We start from the raw sequence: 20,137 nt of genomic DNA, 5'->3' as shown, positions 1-20,137 counted from the left end.
CGGCGACCACCGAGATCTACACTCTTTCCCTACACGACGCTCTTCCGATCTGACCCGGCGGCCGCGGCGCGCACCGTCCGCCCGGCGCTGGTGGAGTCCGCCGCCGTCCCGGCCGACGTGCGGGTGGAGGCGTGGCTGCTGGACGCCCGCCTGGCCTACCGCGCCGAGGACGGGTCGAAGGGGCGCCGGTCCCTGGAGCACGCGCTCCGGCTCGGCGAGCGGGAGCGGATCAGCCTGCCCTTCGCGCAGGCCAGGAGCTGGCTGTTCCCGGTGCTGCGCGGCGACCCCGACCTGCTCCGCCCGCACCGCGGCCTCATCGAGCCGCTCGGCCCGGTGACCGGGGACGGCGCGCCCTGGAACTCGCCGGAGAACGCGGCGGGGAGCGCGGCGGACGGCGGCACCGGCGCCCCGGTGGCCGTCGACCGGCTGAGCGCACGGGAGCTGCAGGTGCTCGGCCTGCTGTCGGAGATGCTGACCACCGACGAGATCGCGGCCGAGATGTGCGTCTCGGTCAACACCGTGAAGACCCACCTGAAGAGCATCTACCGGAAGCTCGCGGTGACCCGCCGGGGCGAGGCCGTCCGCCGGGCGCACCACCTCGACCTGCTGTAGGCGCCGCCCGCCGAGGCGGCGGCCCGGCCCGGCGGTCACGTGGACGGCGCGGGCGGGAGCCTGCGGACCTCGATCAGCTCGAACCCGAGGTCCTGGATGCGTTCGAGGATCCCGTACAGCGCCGCCTGGTCCAGGTCGGCGCCGCGCATCACCGTCTCGACGGGGTTGAGGGTGATGCTGAGATCCTCGAACGCGAGCCGGAACGGGGCGTCGACGCGGCCCCTGATCCTGATCTCGTAGTCGCGGGTCGCGCCCCGTACGCCGTCGTTCGTTTTCCGCACCCCGCTCGTCTCCTCTCCCGGGCCCGGCTCCCGGGTCCGCGGCCGGCGACCTCGCGACGGGGGACGGCTCCGGATCACCGCGCCGCCGCCGCGCGCTTGCGGGCGCCCCGTATCCACAGCGCCACGAGGATCGTCACGATCCCCCAGGTGATGAGCCACAGCCCGAACAGCCAGGTCAGCGCGACCAGCCCGGCGGAGGGGTAGGCGAGCACCACGATTCCGGCCACGACCGAGAGCGCGGCGAGCAGCAGCCCGCCGGCCCGGCCCTCGCGGGAGCCGTCGGCGAGCACCGCGACGCCCTCGATGACCCCGCCGATCAGCCAGAACAGGCCGAAGAGCACGGCGAGCACGGTGGCCGTCTGGAACGGGTCGCGCAGCGCGAGGACGCCCACGGCCAGCGACAGCGCCCCGAGGACGGCCAGCAGCGCCCGCATGCCCGCCGGGCCGCCCTCCCCGGCCGCCTGCACGAGCCGGAAGACCCCGTTGATGATCAGTTGCAGCCCGACCAGGACGGCGAGCACCCCGATGGTGACGTCCGGCCAGATCACGACGGCCAGCCCCAAGGCGAGCGCGGCCACCCCGCCGGTCAGCGCGACGGCCCAGGCGTCCCCCGTGAGGTGCCCGGCCATGTTCCTCCAGATGGGCGGAGGCGCGGTCCCGCCCGCGCGTCCGCCCGCATGCGGTGACGTCGTCGACATGGCGGGCCCTCCCCGGCACGTGCGCTCGTCGGGTTCCGGGACGGTCCCGGCGACGGGCTCCACCCATGTCATCGGCTCGTCCGGCCGCTGCCATCCTCCGCCGCGGGTGATACGGCCCCGGCGGGCACGGGCCGGGCACGGCGCGGGCACGGGCCGGGCAGGGCGCGAGCGCTGTGCGGGGTCCGCGTCCGCCCCGTCCATCTCATCCGCCACGGGTGATCCGCGTGACCCCCGCGGAACCGACGATGAACGCGGCAGGACAGCCACGATGTCAGGAGGAAGACAATGATCGGTCACACGCACCGCGGATCGACCCGGACGGGCGCCCACGAGGTGCCCGCGGCGGCGATGGGCTTCTCCATCTTCGCCGGCTGCCTCATGATCATGTCCGGGGTGTTCGGCGCGCTGCTCGGGCTCGCCGCGATCCGTACCAACACCCTGTACGCGGTCCGCGGCGACTACGTCTTCAAGTGGGACGTCTCGACCTGGGGCTGGGCGCACCTGGTGCTCGGCATCGTCGTGGCCGTGGCCGGGTTCGCCGTGTTCACCGGGCAGCTCTGGGCGCGCGCGATCGGCATCGTCCTGGCGGTGGCGAGCGGCATCGCGAACTTCATGTTCCTGCCCCACTACCCCGTCTGGTCCTTCCTGATCATCGCGCTGGACGTCACGGTGATCTGGGCGCTGGTGAAGTACTCGCCCCGGGCCGCCGACTGACCGGCGCCGGGACGCCCCGGTGGCGTCCCGGCCGGGCAGTCCGGCCGGCCGGCGCGGTCAGTGGATGAGCGCGATGAAGATCAGGCAGGTGATGATGTTGATCAGCCAGGCGTGCGAGTTCATCCACGTCCGGACCGCGGGCATCACCCGCACCGCGCGCCGGTGGAAGAGCAGCAGGACGAGCAGCGGCAGCGCCGCGACCAGCACGGTCAGGCCGATGAACGGCAGCGCGGCGGCGAAGCCGAGGTGGTGCTGTTCCATGTGGGCGCCCACGGTCAGCATCACCATGATGTCCGAGGGCATCAGCAGGATCACCAGGAGGCCCGTGATCAGCGCCTTGCGGGGCCCGGCGTCCATCAGGCCGCCGAGCCAGCGGGGCGGCTCGATCGTCGCGCGCTTCACGTAGTTGTGCAGCGCCGCCGCGATCAGCAGGGCGATCAGCACATACTGGATGATCTTTCCCGCCGACCCGGAGTCGGAGGAACTGCCGAACGAGACGCCGTGGCCCAGCAGCGCGAAGATGCCGCGGGTGATGGCGACGCCCGCCGTCACGGCCACGGCCACGCCGAGCAGGAACGCCAGCGAGACGGGCACCGCCTTCCCGGTCGTCACGAAAATGATCGCGGACATGATCTGCGGGCCCGCCATCATGGTGATCGCGAGCGGAAGAATCTGCAGGTCCAACGGTGCTCCCCCCGGTTGGCACCGCCGCCGCACGGCACCGGCCCTCCGTTCACCCTCCCGATGCCCACGTATCAGCCGGTCTCACCTCCCGGCCGCCGGGCCTCACATCTGCTCGGCCGGGAGACGGCCGTCGCGGACGGCGCCGGTCAGCGCCCAGTGGTCCCGCTCGTTCTGGTCGGCGTACCCCTCGGCGAACTCGGCGAGCGCCCGGTCGAAGGCGTCGCCCGAGCCCAGGTAGGCGGAGATGGCGATGGGGTCGCCGGAGCGGGCGTGGGCGCGGGCCAAGGAGGCGCCGCACAGCCGTCCGAACAGCGCCATCGCGTCCGGCGCCATCGTCTCGGGCTGGGCGATCCCCTTCCAGTCGCGCAGCTGCCGCACGTAGAAGTCGCGCTCCCGGCCGTCGATGCCGGTGATCCGGTCCCAGCCGAGGAAGATGTCACCGGCCGCCTGCATCAGCCGCTGCCCGGCCGTGACCCGCCGGCCCTGGTTGCGGTAGCGGCTCGCGCCGGCGAACGGCGCCAGCACCGACTCGTCGGCCTCCTTCGCCTGGAGCAGCAGCGGGTCCTCGTCGTCGCGGCCCATCATCAGGATGATCCAGCAGCGGGTACCGACGCTGCCGACCCCGACGACCTTGCGCGCCACGTCCACCGGGTGGAACCGGTCCAGCAGGTGCCTGCGCTCGGACGGGAGGCTGGCCCCGTACTTCGCGATCAGCTCGCCCAGGGAGTCCTCCAACCGGGCGCGCTCGGCATCGCCCAGCAGGTCGTGGATGGGGACGAGCAGCGGCGGGTCGGGGTTGATCCGGCGGACCCCGTCGACGACCCGGGTGAGCTTCTCATAGGCCTGGAGGTTGGTCCGGGTGCGGGCCTTGGCCGCCGCCAGGGTCGCCCGGCGCCGGACGTCCTTGCCGATCTTGCCGGGCAGCAGCGCCCGGACCTGGTCGGCGTCGTCGCGGGCGTACCAGACGTCGAGGGTGCCCATGCCCGCGAGCGCGCGCATCCTGTCCCGGTACGAGCGGACGCAGCTCCGCACGATCCTGCGGCACTGTCCCGCCGTGAAGCCGTTGGCCCGGCCCGCGATGACGAGGCTGGCCGCGAGCCGCTTGACGTCCCATTCGAACGGGCCGGGCAGCGTCTCGTCGAAGTCGTTGAGATCGAAGATCAGGTGCCGTTCGGGCGAGGCCAGCAGCCGGAAGTTCAGCAGGTGCGCGTCCCCGCACAGCTGCACGGTGATCCCGGTGCGCGGCATCGCGCCCAGGTCCCGCGCCATGATCGCGGCGGCCCCCCGGTAGAACCGGAAGGGCGACTCCAGCATGCGGCCGTACCGGATCGGCACGAGTTCGGGGACGCGCCGCGCGGACTGCCGCTCGATCACGTCCAGCGGATCCGGGCGCGTCGCGTCCGGCTCGAACCCGGCGTGCGCGCCGCGCGGCATCGTCGCCCGCACGGCCTTGCCGTACGCGGCCCGCTCGGCGGTGGTCAGATGATTGTTGTCCATGGTCATGGGCGGCCTCCTTCCCTCCGCAGGCTCGCCGCCCGGCGCCCGGACCGCATCACCCGGACGAGGTGATGCGCGCTCCCGTTCCCGAGCGTGAACTGGGACGGTGGAGGCACCGGCCGAACCGCCGCGCGGCCGCCGCGCGCAGGCGTGGACCGCGCGTTCCGCGATCGCCGTGGCCGTCCTCGCCGTCGCGCTGGCACTGGCGTCGGCGGGCCTGAGGAGCCTCCTGCTGCTGGGCGTCGGGGCCGCGGGCGCGGCCGTCACCGCTGCGGCGGTGTGGTGGGCGCTGACCAACCGCGGTGTGCCCCGGATCCTCGCGGCGATCCTGGCCGTGAGCACGCCCGTGGCGGTCCTGGTGTACTACGTGACGGTCGGCCTGCTCTGGGTCGTCCTTCTCGCGTCCGCCCTGTGGACGCTGGCGCTCGTCACCGGCCGGGCCGCCCTGAGCATGGACACCGGCCCGGACGGACCACCCGAGTACTCCACGCCGCCGCCGCGGCGGCCGTTCCTCATCATGAACCCGGTGTCGGGCGGCGGGAAGGTCGTCCGGTTCCACCTGGCGGACAAGGCCCGCCGCCTCGGCGCCGACGTCGTGGTGCTCGACCCCCACCATCCCCAGGACGTCGCGGCGCTCGCGCGGTCCGCCGCGGACGACGGCGCCAACCTGCTCGGCGTCGCGGCGGGCGACGGCACCCAGGCCCTGGTCGCCGCGGTCGCCGCCCGCCGCGGCCTGCCGTTCCTGGTCATCGCGGCCGGTACCCGCAACCACCTCGCCATGGACCTCGGTCTCGACCGCGACGACCCGGCGGCCGGGCTGGACGCCCTCACCGACGGCGTCGAGCTGCACATCGACCTCGGCTTCGCGGGCGGCCGCGTCTTCGTCAACAACGCGTCCTTCGGCGCCTACGCGGCCGTCGTGCAGAGCCCCGCGTACCGGGAGGACAAGGTCCACACGACCCTGGACATGCTCCCCGACCTCCTGACCCGCCACCGCGGCCCCCGGCTCACCGTCCACGCCGGGGACGTCGTCATCGACGCCCCCCAGGCCGTCCTGATCAGCAACAACCCCTACCGGACGGGCGACCCGGCGGGCCTCGCGCACCGGGACCGCCTGGACTCCGGCGTCCTCGGCGTGCTCGGCATCAGGGTCGCGAGCGCGGCGCAGGCGGCGGGGCTGCTGCGCGGCGGCCGATACCCCGGCCTGACCGCGCTGACCCGCCGGGAGGTCGTCGTCGACGCCGACGCGGCCGAGATCGCGGTCGGCGTCGACGGCGAGGCGCTGACCCTCCCCGCGCCGGTCACCTGCGAGATCAGCCCGGACGCGCTGCGCGTCCGGGTCCCGCGCCTGCGCCCGGGTGTCCCCCGGGCGAAGCGTCCGATGGACTGGCGCCGCCTGCACCACCTGGCCTGGCCACGCCTCCGCTCCCGTTCCCCGGGGTCCCGCCGCGCCCCGCTCCTCCGCCGCGGGTGATACGCGGCGGCCCCCGGCGCCCGACGATGTCTCCCATGTCGGCACAGCGGGAAAGGCCGGGCACCGACTACACCGGCGCGGTGTACGGCTCCCTGCTGGCCGCGTCGGTGATCGCCGGCACCGGGCCCGGCGCGGGCGCGGCCCCCGCGCTCTCGCTGGCGCTCCTGCTGCTGGCCACCGGACTGGCGTTCTGGACGGCGCACGTCTACGCCCGGCTGGTGGGGGACCGCACGCGCGGCGCCGCCTGGGACTGGGCCGAGCTCAGATCCGTCGGCGCCTCCGAACGGCCCCTGGCCGAGGCGGCCGTCCCTCCCGCCGCCGCGGCCTTCGCCGGGTGGATCCTTGGCCTGGCCGATTCCACCATCGCCTGGATCGCCCTGGCGGTCGCGCTGGCGGGCCAGCTCGGCTGGGGCATGGCGGCCTCGCTCCGGGTGGGCGCGCGGCCCCCGATCGTCCTCATGTCCGGCCTGGTCAACCTCCTGCTGGGGCTGGTCATCATCGCCCTGAAGGTCGTGATGTCCCACTAGCCCCGGGGCCATAAGCCCAAGGGGGTTTGTTACGGTCACGGCAATTGCCCTCGCCACCGCCCAGTTCATGGTCATCATGGACACCTCGATCATCGGGGTGGCCGTTCCCGACATGCAGCGCGAGTTCGGCTTCGGCCAGGTGGGAGCGGCAAGGCTGCGGCCCCAGGGCGCCGGAGCACCCTGGGGCCGCAGACTGCAAGGGGTGGCGTCGTCGGGCCGCAGCGGTCGGAACGCGACGCCACCCCAGCTCTTCACGGCGAGCAAGACCCATCCGGACGGACTGGCCGCCCCCGGTCCCTCGCCGCGCCGGACTGAACGGCTTGCGCCGCGTCTACGCCCTGGGCAGGTTCAGCGCCTCGCCGATCACCTCGGCCGCCTGCTCGGCGGTCGTGCCGACCTGCTCGCCGTGGTCGGGTTCGCCGTACCAGACGTAGGCCGAACGGCACCGCGACCACAGGACGTACCGGGGTCCGGCGCCGGAGCGGATCAGGTACAGCGTGCTCCCACCGCCCGGACGGGTGGCGTAGACACCGGAGAACCGCCGCGTCAGCAGGGTCGCCACCTCGTCGAGACGCTCGGCCGGTGAAGCGGACGCGGGGGGCTCTGCCGCTTTACCCGTCCCCCCGCGTCCACGCTCGGACTCACTCACCGGCGCCGCTCTCGGACGTCGCCGCACCGAGCGTCGTCGCGACGGTCAGGGCCGCGTCGACGATGTGGTTCGCCTCGGCGATCGGCTCACCCCACGACGTCACGAACCACAACCGCCCGCCGTCGTCCTCGCGCGGCTTGCAGGCGATCGTGTCGGCGGGGCGTGGGACGTAGTCACAGCAGCCCGGCGCCTTCGGGTTGATGACGATCAGCTTGCGCCGCTGAAGAACCGTCTCCAGTCCGTAGACGTGCAGCCTCGACATCAACGCCCCGAGCCGCGCGTAAGCGTCCGGATGATCGGCATCGCCGGAGCGCTCACCCGGGTCTATCTCGCCCGCTTCGTTACCCTTGCCCATAGCCGAACCTCGCTTTCGGTCAGGCCCCGGCCGGTGGTTGAGTCACCGCGTCCGGGGCCGCTTGCATTCGGGGCCCGGTCAGCGTCAGTGACGACACGCGAGACCCACGAAACCCCACGAGCCCGCATGTCCGTCATGTCCACCTCACCCGGATTCCCGATCTGCCTGCGGCTTTGCTGTTCCCAGGGTGTAGGTGAAGGCTTACGATCGGTAGGCAAGGCACAACCACAGCGGACTGACAAGACCCGAGCCCCCCGTGTACCGAGGTGTATCCGCTCATGGCCAACAATCGCATGACGCCGCGTACGTTCCTTGCTAGGCAGATCCGGCGTCTACGCGAGTCGACGTTCGACCCCGAAACGGGCAGAGTGATGACACCGGCGGGACTGGCCAAGTCGGTAATTCGGAGCGAATCACTCGTCAAAGCCTGGGAAAGCGGACGTCGCGTACCGCAAGTTGACGACCTAAGACGGCTGGATGAGATCTTCGACACAAAAGAGCTTTTGTCGGAGATCGGCAAAGATCTCGTGAAGAACGAGCGCGTGCCAGAGTATATGGACCGGTGGCGAGAGATCGAGGCGGGATCGACATTGATTCGCTCGCATCACCCTCTGCTCGTCCCTGGCTTGCTTCAAACCCCGGACTACGCGCGGGCGGTCATCGAGTCATCTGGAAGGCGCATCTCCAACATAGACAAACAGGTTCAGCGGAGAATGGATCGACAAGAGATCCTAGCACCAGAAAATGACATCATGTTTGTCGCCGTCATGGATGAGGGCGCTCTATATCGGTCGATCGGCGGGCCAAGGACGATGCATGATCAGCTTTTCAAGCTGTTGGAGATGGCCAAACAGCCGAACGTACGGATCAACATTGTTCCTGTGAGCGTCGGTGAGTATGCCGGACTGGCGGGAAACTTCCATATCGCGACTATGGATGGGCGGGGATTCGCGTGGGTGGACGACGCATTCGGCGGTGATGTCCTCGAACACTGCGAAGACGTTGCGGTCATGGAGCACGTGTGGGAGGCGAGTCGTGACGAGGCGCTATCAGTAGAACAATCAGTCGAGCTAATAGCGAAGGCGGTAGAAAGATGGAAATGAGCTGGCGCAAGTCCTCCTACAGTGGTAATGGAGGGCCGGATTGTGTCGAGTTGGCGCGTCTGTCAAATGCCGTTATCGGCACGCGTGACAGTACAAACCCTGACGGGCCGAAGCACGCGTTTACCGTCGCTGAGATGGCGGCGTTGTTTGAAGCCATCCGGAAAGGCGACTACGACCTATAGACGTCCCTGCCCCACTCGTAGTCGCTGTGCGGGACTCCAAGGACCCTGCCGGTCCCGGGCTGGGTTCAGTCGCGCAGAGTTCACGGCGTTCGTCGGAGAGATTCGCGCAGGCTCACACGACCTGTAGGCCCCTGCGAATGACGACGCCGCGCGCGGACATGACGAGTTCTAGCGATCCCCGCAACACCCTGGACAGGGAGTTGCGGGGATCGTGGGTTTGAGGAGTTGAAGACGCGGCTCTTCGAGGCGCTGGACCGGGAGAACGGCAGCATCTCGGGTGTCTGATCAAGGCCCCGGCGCGGTGGTCGAGTCACCGCAGGGGGCCGACCCGTGTTCGGGTGGTGGTGTGAGTCAGGCGGCGGCCAGTCAAGCGGCCTTCGTCGGCGCCGCCGCCGTCGCCCTGGCCGTCGTCACACTCCGCCCCCAGCCCGCCCCCGTCCCGGCGTCCGGCCAGCAGAGGTGCAACGCCTGACCACCCCCCTGGCAAAGAAACGCTCCAGAGCCGGAGGCGAGGACTCGCCTCCGGCTCGCCGCGTTCCCGTGGCAGGGCCAGTGGCGCCGGCTTCGCCTCCGGGCTGCCATGCTCGTCCGATGAATCCGCTGAGGTTGATCGAGAGCAGGCCCGGGGCCTTTTCGCTGTTGCTGGACGCCGGGACGACCCAGGTGGACGGGCTCGTCGAGGAGCTCGGTCACGAGCCGAACGGCTACTTCTGGGAGGGCGTCGCGCGGTTCCTCGTGAGCACGGAGGCGGGGGCCCTCGAAGGGCGGTTCTCCTACGACCCGGAAGGAAGCATGTTCTGCGCGTACGGCGCCGACCGGGACGCGCTCCAGGAGCTGGGCGGGCTGCTGAGCGCGGTCGCGGCGGACGGCGACCGGATGCGGAGCCTCGTGGGGGCGGCCGAGGCCGCCGGCTTCGAGTTCGACGACTGATCTTCGGCCCGGTCCGGATGGCGCGGCCCGTCCGGCGAGGTGCCGTTCTCGCCCATGCCGATTCGTCCATGCCGAGTGGGGTCACCCCGTCAACCGCCCGTCCGCTCACGCGTCGTACAGGCAGACGGGGACCCTCGGGAGGCGCGATGAACAGGCGAATGACGGGCCGGACGATCGGTGCGGCTGCGGGACTGGCGGTGATGGTCGCGGGCGCGCCGGGCGCGCTGGCCGCCGCACCCTCGTGGCGGGTCGTCAAGGAGGTTCGCGACCCCGCGCGGGCGGTCGCGCTGCGGGACGTGGCGGCCGTGGGGCCGCGCGCGGCCTGGGCCGTCGGGGACGACGGCCGGACGCCGCTGCTCCAGCGTTTCAACGGCTCGACCTGGGTGAAGGTCGCCGTCCCGCTCCGGGCCGCGGACGGCACGTACCTCGGCACGGTCGACGCCTCGTCGGCGAGCGACCTGTGGATCTTCGGGAGGTACGGCGGCCACGGCCTGGCCGCGCGCTGGGACGGCGCCCGCTGGCGGTCCCACGACCTGGGCGGGCGGACGGTCACCGGCGCCAAGGTCCTCGGGCCGCGGGACGTCTGGGTCGGCGCGGGCACCTCCGCCGGCCACTACGACGGGCGGACCTGGAAGTTCAGTGGGGTGGGCGTCACCGTCCGCTCGGTGGCCGCCTCGAACACCAAGGACGTGTGGTTCGCGGGCCAGAACGGCGGCTCCGGCGCGGCCATCGCGCACTGGGACGGCAAGCGGTACCGGCGCCAGAGCCTGCCGTCCATTCCCGCGCCCAGCCAGCTCCGCGACATCGTCGCGTTCCGCCCGAACAACGTCTGGGCGGTGGGCAGCGCCAACGGGCGCCCGCTCATCCTGCACTGGGACGGGCGGAAGTGGAGCCGCACCGTCCTGCCCCGGGGGGACGGCTTCGTCGCCGTCACCGCCGACGGACGCGGCGGCCTGTGGGCGGCCGACTCGGTCTGGGCCGGGGCCGTCTACCACTACGCCGGGGGGCGCTGGACGCCCACCGCCCTTCCCAACCCTCCGAGCCGGTTCCTGTCGGTGGGCGCGCTCGCCAACGTCCGTGGCACCACCCGGGTCTGGGGCGCGGGGACCTATCTCGATGAGGACCCGTCCAACTCGCTGACCACCGGGGCCATCTTCACCAACCGCGGGTAGGGCGTCCTTGGGACGGCGCTACCTCTTCTTCGGCGACCCGCAGTGCCTGAGCCAGTCGGCGCCGGTGCCGAGGTGGTTGCTGACGAGGTAGTCGGTGCCCGTGCCGATCGCCAGGTTCCACCAGTCGTGCCGCTGGTCGTTGCGGCAGCTCTTGAACCGGCACGGCACGAACTGCCCGGGCGACATCGGGGCGCGAACGGAACCGTCGGGCGCGCCCCAGATGCGCACCTTCAGGCCCGCGTTGTGAGCCCGGTCGACGAGGATCTGGTACTGCCGTTTCTCCTCCTCGGACAGGGAGCCGCCGTCACGTGACACGCACTCCTTGAAGCCGTCGTTGAGGACGGTCACGTTCCGCTGGTAGTCGGCGGCCGGGCCGCTCTTCGGCACGGCGGGGTTGAGCGCGTCCGGAATCCGGCACAGCTCGCCGTTCTCGCACCCCGGCTTGCTTCTGGAGTCACATCGGTCGAACTGCTGGGAGTAGGTGACGCCGGGCGGCGGGTGCTCCACCGGATGAGCGTCCTTCTGCCCTAGGGAGAGGCTGACCGGCAGGACGACCTCCACGTTCTCCGGAAGTCCCCGGGTCGCCGCCATGATCTTGTCGTACGCCTCTTTCCGGCGCTTGGCGTCGCCCCGATCGAACTTGACCTCGACGAAGACCTGGAATTTCTCGGTCCGGCCCGGGTAGATCTGCCCGTTGTTCCGCTCGGCGCGCTTGATGAGCGGTTCGATATAGGTCTTGCGGAATTCCTTGCCCTCCGGATCTCCGACGGGACTGTGGGTGACCACCAGCCGGTTGTACGGATCGAACGCCAAGTCCACCTCGACGCTGGTCACGCCGTTGCTCAGCGCGCCCTTCAGAGGTGCCTTGTTCTCGTAGTCGTTGTGGGCGTTGAGCTTTTCGACCCACTTGGCGTCCGGATCGGGGGAACAGACCTGCTTGGGGATCGGCGGCTTGTCCTGTACGGGCGCGGCATCCGCCGGACGGGTCGCCACGAGGGGCTGTACCTGACGGCCGTCCTCGCCTGCCGGTGACGCTCCGTCCTTCGCCGCTGAGCGGATGCCCTGTTTTCCGCAATCGCCGCCGAATATCTGGCATACGGCGTTCCGGCATGCCCGGACGGGCCGGTCGGAGACCGTGCTCGCCAAGCCCCCGCAGAGCGCGGCGACCACCAGGATGAGAGCGCCGTACTCCAGCGACGTCGCCCCCCTGTCGCGATGTCCCATAGGTCGATGATCGTCTTCTTGTGAGGGAGTCTCCAGGGCCTTCGGGCCCAACTCCGGGCCCGAATTCCGGGTCTCGGTCCTGATCAATGACGGCCGGTTCCGGCACCGTGACACTGCGGATGACCGAGGACGTTTCCCGGCGTTCGAGGGTCGGCTAGGTTCCTTGTCGAAGAGCCGGTCCCTACGGTCCGAGAGCAACTTGTAGGCACGCGCGTACATGGACGTTTCTCTTTGGAGGTTTCGGTGAGCGAGCAGGTGCATCGCGCGCGACGGTGGGCCGCCCCCCTGGCCGCGGCGGTCGCCGCGGCGACGGCGACGATGGTGGTCAACCCGGTGCTGGGCGCGTCGGCGTCCCCCCAGACCCACCCCCGGCACGGGGGCGCCAAGAACGTGATCTTCATCAACGGGGACGGGATGGCCGCCGCGCACCGCGAGGCCGCCCGGCTGCACCTGGCCGGCCTCGACGGCCAGCTCGAGATGGACCGGCTCCCGGCGTCCGGGCAGCTCACCACCAGCCCGCACGACCCTAAGTCGGTCATCACCGACTCGGCCGCCGCGGCGACGGCGTGGGCGACCGGCAAGAAGACCTACAACGGCGCGATCAGCGTTGACACCGACGGCAAGCCGCTGGCGTATCTGGGGCAGCAGGCCAAGGCGGCGGGCAAGGCCACCGGCCTGGTGACCACCGCGCAGGTGACCGACGCCTCGCCGGCGGCGTTCTTCTCCAGTACCGCCAACCGCAAGGCGCAGGACGAGATCGCCCGCCAGTACATCGAGGTCAGCAAGCCCGACGTCATCCTGGGCGGCGGCGAGGACTGGTGGCTGCCCAAGGGCACCCCCGGCGCCTTCCCCGACCACCCCGCCGAGGACCCCAGCGAGGAGAGCCAGGGGACCAAGGGCGACCTGATCGGCAAGGCCAAGTCCGCCGGTTACCGGTACGTCACGAGCCGCGAGCAGCTCGCCAAGGCCCGCGACGGCAAGCTGCTGGGCCTGTTCAGTAATGAGGAGATGTTCCAGCAGCGTCCCGAGGGCCAGGGCGACGTCTACAACCCGGTCGTGGACCTGGCGACGATGACCACCAAGGCCCTCGGCAACCTCAGCCGCAACAAGAAGGGCTTCTTCCTCTTCGTGGAGGAGGAGGGCATCGACGAGTTCGCCCACAACAACAACGGCACCCGCCTTCTCCAGTCGCTGGAGCAGCTGGAGAAGGCCGTCAAGGTCGCCCGCGCCTACGTGGCCAAGCACCCCGACACGCTGCTGGTCGTCACCGGCGACCACGAGTGCGGCGGACTGACCGTCGAGGAGAACGACCCCAACGACGAGTCCGGCACCGGCGTCTCCGCCGAGGACGGCCCGTTCGCCATCAAGGGCAGCGACAAGACCTTCACCCTCGACTGGACGACCTCCGGTCACACCGGGGTGGACGTTCCGGTGACCGCCAGCGGCCCGCTGGCCGCCAAGTTCTCCGGCAAGCACCCCAACACGTACGTGCACACGGTGCTCCAGCAGATCCTCACCTCTCGCCACTGAAAGACCGCGCGTGAAGCGGGCCCGGACGAAGGACGTCGTCCGGGCCCGTGACGTCCGGGGTTCACGGGTGACGGCGGTCGGACGGATCGGATATGCATGAGGGGTGATCGATCCCTCCGGATCCCTGCCGAAGCACGTCCAGCTCCGCGCCCTCATCCTGCACATGATCGAGCAGGGTGGGCTGCCGCCCGGCGCGCCCGTCCCGTCCGAACGCGAGATGTGCCGCCGGTTCGGGGTGTCGCGGGCGACCGTCCGGCTGGCCGTCGACCGGCTCGTCGCGGAGGGCCGCCTGCGCCGCGTCCACGGCAAGGGGATGTTCGTGGCGCGGCCCGTCACGCGGGCGCCGAAGGAGCTGATGTCCTTCGGCGAGGACATGCGGGCGCTCGGGATGCGGCCGAGCTGCCTCGACCTCGGCGTCCGGACGATCGAGGCGGACGAGCGGCTGGCCGGGCTCTTCGGCACGGCGCCCGGAGCGGCCGTGCACGTCCTGGAGCGGCTGCGGCTCGCCGACGGCGAGCCCATCGCGGTGGAACGTTCCTACATTCCGGTGGCCCTCGCGCCCGACCTGTTCGAGCGCCGTGCGCCCGGCGGCTGCCTGTTCGGGGCGCTGGAGCGCGAGTTCGGGATCGTCATGGACGAGGGCGACCAGACGATCGAGGCGGGCCCGGCGGACGAGGGGGAGGCGGAGCCGCTGGGCATCGCGCGGGGCGACACCGTCTTCTTCCTGAGCCGGCGGACGTTCAGCCGCAGGGTCTGCGCCGAGGTCGCCTTCTCCACCTACCGGGCCGACAGGTACCGCATCCACCTCGGCCTGAGGACCCGCGGGCCCGCCGTCTAGCCGTTCCGCTGGTCATGAGTGGGCCCGCTATCGGTTTCCGTCAGGTCCGGCGGTGTGGTGGGGATGTCCGTGGGTGCGGCGTTGTTCCTTGAGCCGGGCCTCGAAGAGATGTCGCCTGCCGTCCGCCAGGCCCGACCGGGCGCGCTTCTCGAAATCCCGGATGGGCTCGTAGTAGCTGTCGTCGTACTCCTCCACGGCCTGGAAGCTCCAGCGTCCCGGGAGGACGTTGCGGCCGACCAGTTCGCGCGACAGCTCGTCGGCGAGGTCCTGATGACCGGCCCGCGCCAGCAGGTCCACGGCGTCCCCGAGCTCGAAATCGGCCTTGCCCGTGAGCTGGTGCCATGAGTAGAGGCTGCCCCGGGCGCGTTCGATGGTCTCCAGGGCCTCGCTCAGCTTGCCCAGCGCTCGTACGGTCGCCTCGTCGGGTTCCTGGTGATCAGGCGAAGTCATGGGCGCGTCCTTCCCATTCGGCCGCGGATGATGCATCGGCTTCCTCCCGCTCATTCGCATGGCGCGGACGCGGGGATTCTTAATTGCCACTCGCCGGCGCGGGTGATTTGCAGGAACATGGACACCGGAACGTGTGGAAGAGGTGCTGAAGAAGGCTTCCGCCGGTCCGCGCCGGCCGGCCGCGCGAGCCCGGTGCGGACGGCCGCCGCCCGCGTGCCCGCACCGGCTCCGCGAGCCGTGTGCGGCCCGGTCCGTGCGGGCTATGCTGGTCCGGAGCACAGGACCCAGGGGCGGCGCAGATGACGCACGGCACGATCTATAATCCCGAGATCAAGAACCCGCGGCGGACGATCGGGCGGCGCGCGTTCGACTTCTCGCGCCGAGTGGCCGTTATGGCGATAATCAACCGCACGCCGGACTCATTTCACGACCGCGGCCGGACTTTCGCGTTGGACAAGGCGCTCGCCGCCGTGGACGACGCGCTCGCCAAGGGCGCCGATTGGCTGGATATCGGAGGCGTTCCGTTCGGCCCCGGCCCGGCGGTCACCGTCGCCGAGGAGATCGACCGGGTGGCGCCCCTCATCGAGGGCGCGCGGGCCCGCACCGACGCCGTCATCTCCGTCGAGACGTACCGGCCGGACGTGGCGCGGGCCGCGTTCGCCGCCGGCGCGGACGTCCTGAACAACACCAGCGGGCTCCACGACCCCGCGCTCGCCGACGTGGTCGCCGAGGCCGGGACGGGCCTGATCGTCACCCACAGCCTCGCCGACCCGCGGACGCCCTACCCGCGCCCGCGGTACGAGGACGTGGTCGCCGAGGTCGCCGCGTTCCTGCGCGACCGGGTCGCCCTGGCCGAGGGGCGCGGCGTCCGCCCGGAGGACATCATCATCGACCCGGGCCACGACCTGAACAAGAACACCTACCACTCGCTGGAGCTCACGCGGCGGCTGGCGGAGATCGCCGACATCGGCTACCCGCTGCTCGTCGCGGTGTCGAACAAGGACTTCATCGGCGAGACGCTCGACCGGGAGCAGCTCGCGCGGATCGAGGGGACCCTCGCCACGCTGGTCGTGTCGATCATGCAGGGTGCCCGCATCGTGCGCGTGCACGACGTCGAGGAGGCGGTGCAGGCCGTCCGCATGGTCGAGGGCATCCTCGGCTGGCGTCCGCCCGCGACCGCGCGCCACAACCTCGTGTGACGCGATCGGGAGGTCGTCCCGCGCGAACGACGCCGGCCGCCGGGACCGGTTCGGGAAGCCTGACCGGGGTTGTGGGATCGTGGCCGGTCAGCCCAGCCCGGTGCTGATGACGACCTTGCCCTTGACCTTGCCGTCCTTGACGTACCGCAGCGCGTCGGCGGCCCTCTCCAGCGGGAAGACGGTGTCGACGGCGGCGTCGATCCGGCCCTCCCCGGCGAGCGCGAAGATCTCCTCCATGGTGGCGCGCATCAGCTCCGGGAGCCGGTCGCGGTAGTCGCTGCTCTGCAGGCCCGCGACGCTGATGTTCTTGACGAGCAGGTGTCCGGGCTTCAGCGGGTTCTGGCCGCCGGAGGCGAACCCGACGATGACGATCCGCCCCTCCCAGGCCGTCGCCCGGACGGCCTGGGTGAGGTAGTCGCCACCGAGCATCTCCAGCACGAGGTCGGCGCCCCTGCCGCCGGTGGCCGCCAGAACGTCGTCGCGCAGCGCCTCCGGACGCGAGGTGAGGACGACGTCGGCGCCGTGGGCCCGCGCGAGCGCGCCCTTGGCCTCGTCCTGGGCGAGCGCGATGACGCGGGCGCCCCACGCCTTGGCGAGCTGTACCCCGGCCGAGCCGACACCGCCGCCGGCGCCCGTGACGAGGACGGTCTCGCCCGCCTCCAGCCGGCCGCGCCGGCGCAGCCCGAGGTGCGCCGTGGAGTACACCAGGCCGAGGGCGGCGCCCGCCTCGTAGCCGACGCCCGGGGGAAGGGCCGTCACCAGGTCCTCCGGCACCCGGATCCGCTCGGCGTACGCCCCGTGCTCCACCAGGGCCAGGACGCGCTGCCCGACGGGGAACCGCCCGGCGCCGGGACCGGCCTGGATCACCCGCCCGGCGGCCTCCTTGCCGGGGCTGAACGGCCGTTCGGGGAGGTTCTGGTAGCTCCCCTCGACGACGAGGACGTCGGGGAAGTTGACGCTGACGGCGCCGACCTCGATCACCACCTCGCCCGGTCCGGGGACGGGGTCGGGCACCTCCTCGACGACGAGGGCGGACGGCGGCCCGAACTCCTTGACGAGTGCTGCGCGCATGTCGGGTGGCTCCTTCGAAGGTGAACCGGCTCAGGCCCAGGGCGAACCGTCGGGAAGCGCGCCGAGGTCCGGGTAGGGGAGGGTGCCGCCGACCCGCCGCACGGTGGGGTCGAGGGCGCTGGGCAGGGTCGCGAACGACCGGTCCGGCGCGGCGGGGTCGGCCACGCGCTCGGGCGCGGCGACGTCGACCAGCCCCGCATCGACGGCCTCGTCCCAGGTCGCGACGACGCTGGTGCACACGTCCTCGCCGTCGAGCAGGTCGCGCCAGTGTTCGGCGGGCTTTGCGGAGAAGATCGCGGTCAGGGCGGCGATGACGGCCCGCTCCTGCCCGGCGTCGTCGTGGAACCGCCGCTCCAGGCCGACGAGCCCGACGAGCCGGTCCCAGAACCGCTGCTCCAGGGCGGCGCACGCGACGTGCCGTCCGTCCGAGGTCGGATAGAGGTGGTAGCGCGGGCTCCCGCCGGTGAGCAGTTCCCCGCCCGGCCGTGGCCAGGAACCGCCGGCCTGGTGCGCCGCGAAGTAGCCGTACGCGAGCACCTGGAGGTTGTGCGTCATGGACACCTGGAGGTGGGCGCCCTCGCCGGTGCGCTCGGCCTGCCGAAGCGCCAGCAGGATGTTGACGACGGCCGGGTAGGTGCCGCCCGCGATGTCGGCGATGACGGTGACGGGCAGCGCGGGCGCCCCGTCGGGGCCGGTCACCACGCCCAGGAGGGCGGACTCGGCGAGGTAGGTGAGGTCGTGCCCGGCGCGCGCGGCGTGCGGTCCGGTGGGGCCGTACCCGGTGATGGAGCAGTACACGACCTTCGGGTTGCGGGCGCGGACGGCCGGGTACCCGAGGCCCAGCCGGTCGACGACGCCGGGACGGAACTGCTCGACCACGACGTCGGCCTCGGCGGCCAGTTCCAGGGCCCGGTCCCGCTGGTCAGGGTCCTTGAGATCGGCGGCGTAGGCGCGCTTGCCGCGGTTGAGGACGGCGTAGTTGGCGCTCGCCTCGCCGAACCTCGGCTCGTAGCTCCGCATCTCGTCGCCGCGTCCGGGCCGCTCCAGCCGGACCACGTCGGCGCCCGCTTCGGCCAGCATGAGCGTGGCGAGGGGGCCGGGCAGCAGGGTGGACAGGTCGAGGACCTTCACCCCGGTCAGCGGCGGATCGGCGGTCACTGGAACATCTCCCGCAGCACGAACTTCTGGATCTTGCCGCTCGGCGTCATCGGCAGCTCGGGCAGGACGACCACCCGCTCGGGCAGGTGGTGCTTGGAGAACCCCTGGGCGAGGAGGTGCCCGGCGAGGCTCGCGACGGTGGGCTCGGGTCGTCCGGGCCGCACCGCGACCACCGCGCAGATGCGCTCGCCCAGGCGCTCGTCCGGGACGCCCACGACGGCGACGTTCAGCAGGTCGGGGTGGTCGGACAGGACCGACTCCAGGTCGGTGACCGGGATGTTCTCGCCGCCGCGGACGATGATGTCCTTGCTGCGGCCCGAGAGCGACAGCCAGCCGTGCTCGTCGACGCTCGCCCGGTCGCCGGTCTTGAACCACAGCCCCGGCAGGTAGGCGTCGGCGGTGGCGTCCGGCCGGTCGAAGTAGCCGACCGTGAGGCCGGGCCCGCGCACCAGCAGGTCGCCCACCTCGCCGGGCGGAAGGTCCTCGCCCTTCGAGCCGACGATCTTGATCTCGGTGCCGGTGAAGGCCGAGCCGTCGGTCCGCTGGATGGCGGCGGGCTCCGCCGGGGTGCACGACACGGCGATGCTGCACTCGGTCATGCCCCAGCCCGGCGCGATGTAGGCGCCGAGGGCCGCGCCCGCCTGGGCGGGCAGGCTCCGCGGGACGGGCGCGCCGGCGATCACCAGGCAGCTCAGCGGGCACGCCGGGTCCCCGGCGAGGTCGGTGTCCAGCATGTCCTGGAGGAAGGTGGGCGCGCCGAAGAAGGTCGTGACGCCCTCGTCGCGGATCACCTGGGCGCCCCACGCCGGGTCCCACCGGTCCACGTGCACGGCGGTGCCGGCCAGCATCGTCGTGAAGACGATGCCCCAGGCGAACCCGGTGTGGTGCCCGACGGGCGAGGCCACCAGCTGGACCATCGGCTCCCCGAACGCCGCGGCGCCGATGTGCTCGGCCTGCCGCCGGATCGCGTAGATCAGGGTGTCGTGGGTGTGGACGGCGCCCTTCGGGCCTCCCGTGGTGCCGGAGGTGAAGCCGATGTAGCAGATGCGGCCGGGGTCCGGGTCGGGGAACGCGCGGTCCGGCACGCCGGCGTGGTCGGACCAGAGCGACTCGCCGTCGCGGAGATCGGCGCCGTCGTCGTCGAGGACGATGACGTGCTCCAGCTCCGGGCACTCGGCGCGCAGCGCGCGGGACAGCTCCAGGTGGTCGCCGCTGCGCCAGCGGCGCGGGATGACCAGCACCTTCGCCCTGCTGCGCAGGAGGACGGCCGCCGCCTGGCGCTCGCCGTGGGCGACCGGGACGCCGACGTAGGTCGCGCCGAGCCCGTTGATGCCGAAGACGAGCTCGGGGTACTCGACCCGGTTGGGCAGCATCAGCACGACCGCGTCACCCGCGCCGACGCCGAGCGAGGCCAGCACCGAGGCCGCGTGGCGGGCGTTCCGGTCGAACTCGCGGTAGGTCCGGGTGACCCGGCCGCCGCCGGTCCGGTGCCCGACGAGGGCGATCCGGTCCGGGTGGGTGCGGGCGGCCTCGGTGAGCAGCGAGCGGATCGACCGGCCCTCCCACCAGCCCGCCGCCCGCCAGCGCGCGGCGGTCTCAGCGTCGATCGGGGTGAACTGCCCGTCCAGTGCCTCGGCCGGCGGCCGGTGCGTCGGCGTGGCTGCCATGACTGTCCTTCCTGAGAACGGGGATCGGGGCGAGACCGGCGAGGGCCCGCGCGGTGGGGACGGCCGCGCCCCCGGGGTCGGCGGCGGCGCGCAGCGACACGGCGTCGCGCAGCCGCCGCTCG

Annotated in this window: 22 protein-coding genes; 11 read left to right on the top strand and 11 right to left on the bottom strand. The window is 71.9% G+C overall.

All coding sequences use genetic code 11. From position 1 onward, the window contains the following. Positions 1-612 (top strand): helix-turn-helix domain-containing protein (locus E1291_RS45425; RefSeq protein ID WP_131740815.1); only part of this gene is annotated, 612 nt, incomplete at its 5' end. Positions 613-647: 35 nt separating this feature from the next. Here the strand turns inward: E1291_RS45425 and E1291_RS26550 are convergent. Continuing rightward, on the bottom strand, positions 648-893 hold the full coding sequence (locus tag E1291_RS26550) for a DUF8691 family protein (RefSeq protein WP_131740814.1): 246 nt from the start codon (positions 891-893) through the stop codon (positions 648-650). 74 nt (positions 894-967) lie between these two features. Beyond that, positions 968-1,522, bottom strand: a complete 555-nt coding sequence (locus E1291_RS26545) for an HdeD family acid-resistance protein (RefSeq protein ID WP_165495293.1) — start codon at positions 1,520-1,522, stop codon at positions 968-970. A 354-nt stretch (positions 1,523-1,876) separates the two neighbouring features. Here E1291_RS26545 and E1291_RS26540 point away from each other — a divergent pair, with 354 nt between their 5' ends. Beyond that, entirely contained in the window at positions 1,877-2,305 is a 429-nt protein-coding gene (locus E1291_RS26540) for a DUF7144 family membrane protein (RefSeq protein WP_131740812.1), read from the top strand. A 57-nt stretch (positions 2,306-2,362) separates the two neighbouring features. On the opposite strand, the gene E1291_RS26535 is transcribed toward E1291_RS26540, so the two are convergent. After that, a complete protein-coding gene (locus tag E1291_RS26535) occupies positions 2,363-2,989 on the bottom strand; it encodes a GAP family protein (protein ID WP_131740811.1) in 627 nt (208 codons plus the stop codon). A 102-nt stretch (positions 2,990-3,091) separates the two neighbouring features. After that, the gene (locus E1291_RS26530; protein WP_131740810.1) at positions 3,092-4,492 is read right to left on the bottom strand and encodes a DUF2252 domain-containing protein; all 1,401 of its coding nucleotides are present in this window, start codon (positions 4,490-4,492) and stop codon (positions 3,092-3,094) included. Positions 4,493-4,592: 100 nt separating this feature from the next. Between E1291_RS26530 and E1291_RS26525 the strand changes: the two genes are divergently transcribed. Both E1291_RS26525 and E1291_RS26520 read left to right on the top strand, forming a co-directional pair. Next, positions 4,593-5,960: a diacylglycerol/lipid kinase family protein gene (locus E1291_RS26525; protein WP_131740809.1), complete on the top strand. Its 1,368-nt coding sequence runs from the start codon at positions 4,593-4,595 to the stop codon at positions 5,958-5,960. Positions 5,961-5,995: 35 nt separating this feature from the next. After that, positions 5,996-6,487: a hypothetical protein gene (locus E1291_RS26520; RefSeq protein WP_207400949.1), complete on the top strand. Its 492-nt coding sequence runs from the start codon at positions 5,996-5,998 to the stop codon at positions 6,485-6,487. 331 nt (positions 6,488-6,818) lie between these two features. On the opposite strand, the gene E1291_RS42250 is transcribed toward E1291_RS26520, so the two are convergent. Together E1291_RS42250 and E1291_RS26510 are read right to left on the bottom strand one after the other, a co-directional pair. Then, positions 6,819-7,049, bottom strand: coding sequence for a hypothetical protein (locus tag E1291_RS42250; RefSeq protein WP_165495292.1), 231 nt, complete (start codon positions 7,047-7,049; stop codon positions 6,819-6,821). A gap of 79 nt (positions 7,050-7,128) precedes the next feature. Next, positions 7,129-7,491: a hypothetical protein gene (locus E1291_RS26510; RefSeq protein WP_131740806.1), complete on the bottom strand. Its 363-nt coding sequence runs from the start codon at positions 7,489-7,491 to the stop codon at positions 7,129-7,131. A gap of 278 nt (positions 7,492-7,769) precedes the next feature. On the opposite strand from E1291_RS26510, the gene E1291_RS26505 reads away from it, so the two are divergent. The 4 genes from E1291_RS26505 to E1291_RS26490 all read left to right on the top strand — a co-directional run bounded on the left by E1291_RS26505 (position 7,770) and on the right by E1291_RS26490 (position 10,878). Further along, on the top strand, positions 7,770-8,594 hold the full coding sequence (locus E1291_RS26505) for a helix-turn-helix domain-containing protein (protein ID WP_131740805.1): 825 nt from the start codon (positions 7,770-7,772) through the stop codon (positions 8,592-8,594). Then, positions 8,585-8,776, top strand: a complete 192-nt coding sequence (locus E1291_RS26500) for a DUF397 domain-containing protein (protein WP_306434483.1) — start codon at positions 8,585-8,587, stop codon at positions 8,774-8,776. Before E1291_RS26505 ends, E1291_RS26500 begins: the two co-directional genes overlap by 10 nt. A gap of 591 nt (positions 8,777-9,367) precedes the next feature. Beyond that, positions 9,368-9,706 carry an Imm51 family immunity protein gene (locus E1291_RS26495; protein ID WP_131740803.1) on the top strand — a complete coding sequence of 113 codons (339 nt, stop codon included), beginning with the start codon at positions 9,368-9,370 and terminating at the stop codon, positions 9,704-9,706. A gap of 146 nt (positions 9,707-9,852) precedes the next feature. Beyond that, the gene (locus tag E1291_RS26490; RefSeq protein ID WP_131740802.1) at positions 9,853-10,878 is read left to right on the top strand and encodes a ligand-binding sensor domain-containing protein; all 1,026 of its coding nucleotides are present in this window, start codon (positions 9,853-9,855) and stop codon (positions 10,876-10,878) included. 18 nt (positions 10,879-10,896) lie between these two features. Here E1291_RS26490 and E1291_RS26485 read toward each other — a convergent pair whose 3' ends face one another. After that, positions 10,897-12,102: a PI-PLC domain-containing protein gene (locus E1291_RS26485; RefSeq protein WP_131740801.1), complete on the bottom strand. Its 1,206-nt coding sequence runs from the start codon at positions 12,100-12,102 to the stop codon at positions 10,897-10,899. A 243-nt stretch (positions 12,103-12,345) separates the two neighbouring features. Between E1291_RS26485 and E1291_RS26480 the strand changes: the two genes are divergently transcribed. Then, a complete protein-coding gene (locus tag E1291_RS26480; RefSeq protein WP_207400948.1) occupies positions 12,346-13,632 on the top strand; it encodes an alkaline phosphatase in 1,287 nt (428 codons plus the stop codon). Between the two features lie 103 nt (positions 13,633-13,735). Beyond that, positions 13,736-14,470 (top strand): GntR family transcriptional regulator, encoded by a 735-nt coding sequence (locus E1291_RS26475; protein ID WP_131740800.1) that lies wholly within the window; start codon positions 13,736-13,738, stop codon positions 14,468-14,470. A gap of 27 nt (positions 14,471-14,497) precedes the next feature. Here E1291_RS26475 and E1291_RS26470 read toward each other — a convergent pair whose 3' ends face one another. Continuing rightward, the gene (locus tag E1291_RS26470) at positions 14,498-14,920 is read right to left on the bottom strand and encodes a hypothetical protein (RefSeq protein ID WP_131740799.1); all 423 of its coding nucleotides are present in this window, start codon (positions 14,918-14,920) and stop codon (positions 14,498-14,500) included. Between the two features lie 299 nt (positions 14,921-15,219). Here E1291_RS26470 and folP point away from each other — a divergent pair, with 299 nt between their 5' ends. Further along, on the top strand, positions 15,220-16,119 hold the full coding sequence (gene folP / locus E1291_RS26465; RefSeq protein ID WP_131740798.1) for a dihydropteroate synthase: 900 nt from the start codon (positions 15,220-15,222) through the stop codon (positions 16,117-16,119). Between the two features lie 87 nt (positions 16,120-16,206). Here folP and E1291_RS44730 read toward each other — a convergent pair whose 3' ends face one another. From E1291_RS44730 to E1291_RS26450, 3 genes are read right to left on the bottom strand one after another with little or no spacing between them, the layout of a single operon-like run. Continuing rightward, positions 16,207-17,190 (bottom strand): NADPH:quinone oxidoreductase family protein, encoded by a 984-nt coding sequence (locus tag E1291_RS44730; RefSeq protein WP_131740797.1) that lies wholly within the window; start codon positions 17,188-17,190, stop codon positions 16,207-16,209. Between the two features lie 30 nt (positions 17,191-17,220). Next, positions 17,221-18,348: a CaiB/BaiF CoA transferase family protein gene (locus tag E1291_RS26455; protein WP_131740796.1), complete on the bottom strand. Its 1,128-nt coding sequence runs from the start codon at positions 18,346-18,348 to the stop codon at positions 17,221-17,223. Continuing rightward, complete coding sequence (locus E1291_RS26450; protein WP_131740795.1) at positions 18,345-20,015, bottom strand: AMP-binding protein; 1,671 nt, start codon at positions 20,013-20,015, stop codon at positions 18,345-18,347. The genes E1291_RS26455 and E1291_RS26450 overlap by 4 nt, the downstream gene beginning before the upstream one ends. Positions 20,016-20,137: the final 122 nt, after the last annotated feature.

This window comes from Actinomadura roseirufa (assembly GCF_900659635.1).
GTDB classification, from domain to species: Bacteria; Actinomycetota; Actinomycetes; order Streptosporangiales; family Streptosporangiaceae; genus Spirillospora; species Spirillospora roseirufa.
Note: the sequence above shows the minus strand (reverse complement) of the source record. Positions and strands in the feature narration are given on the sequence as shown.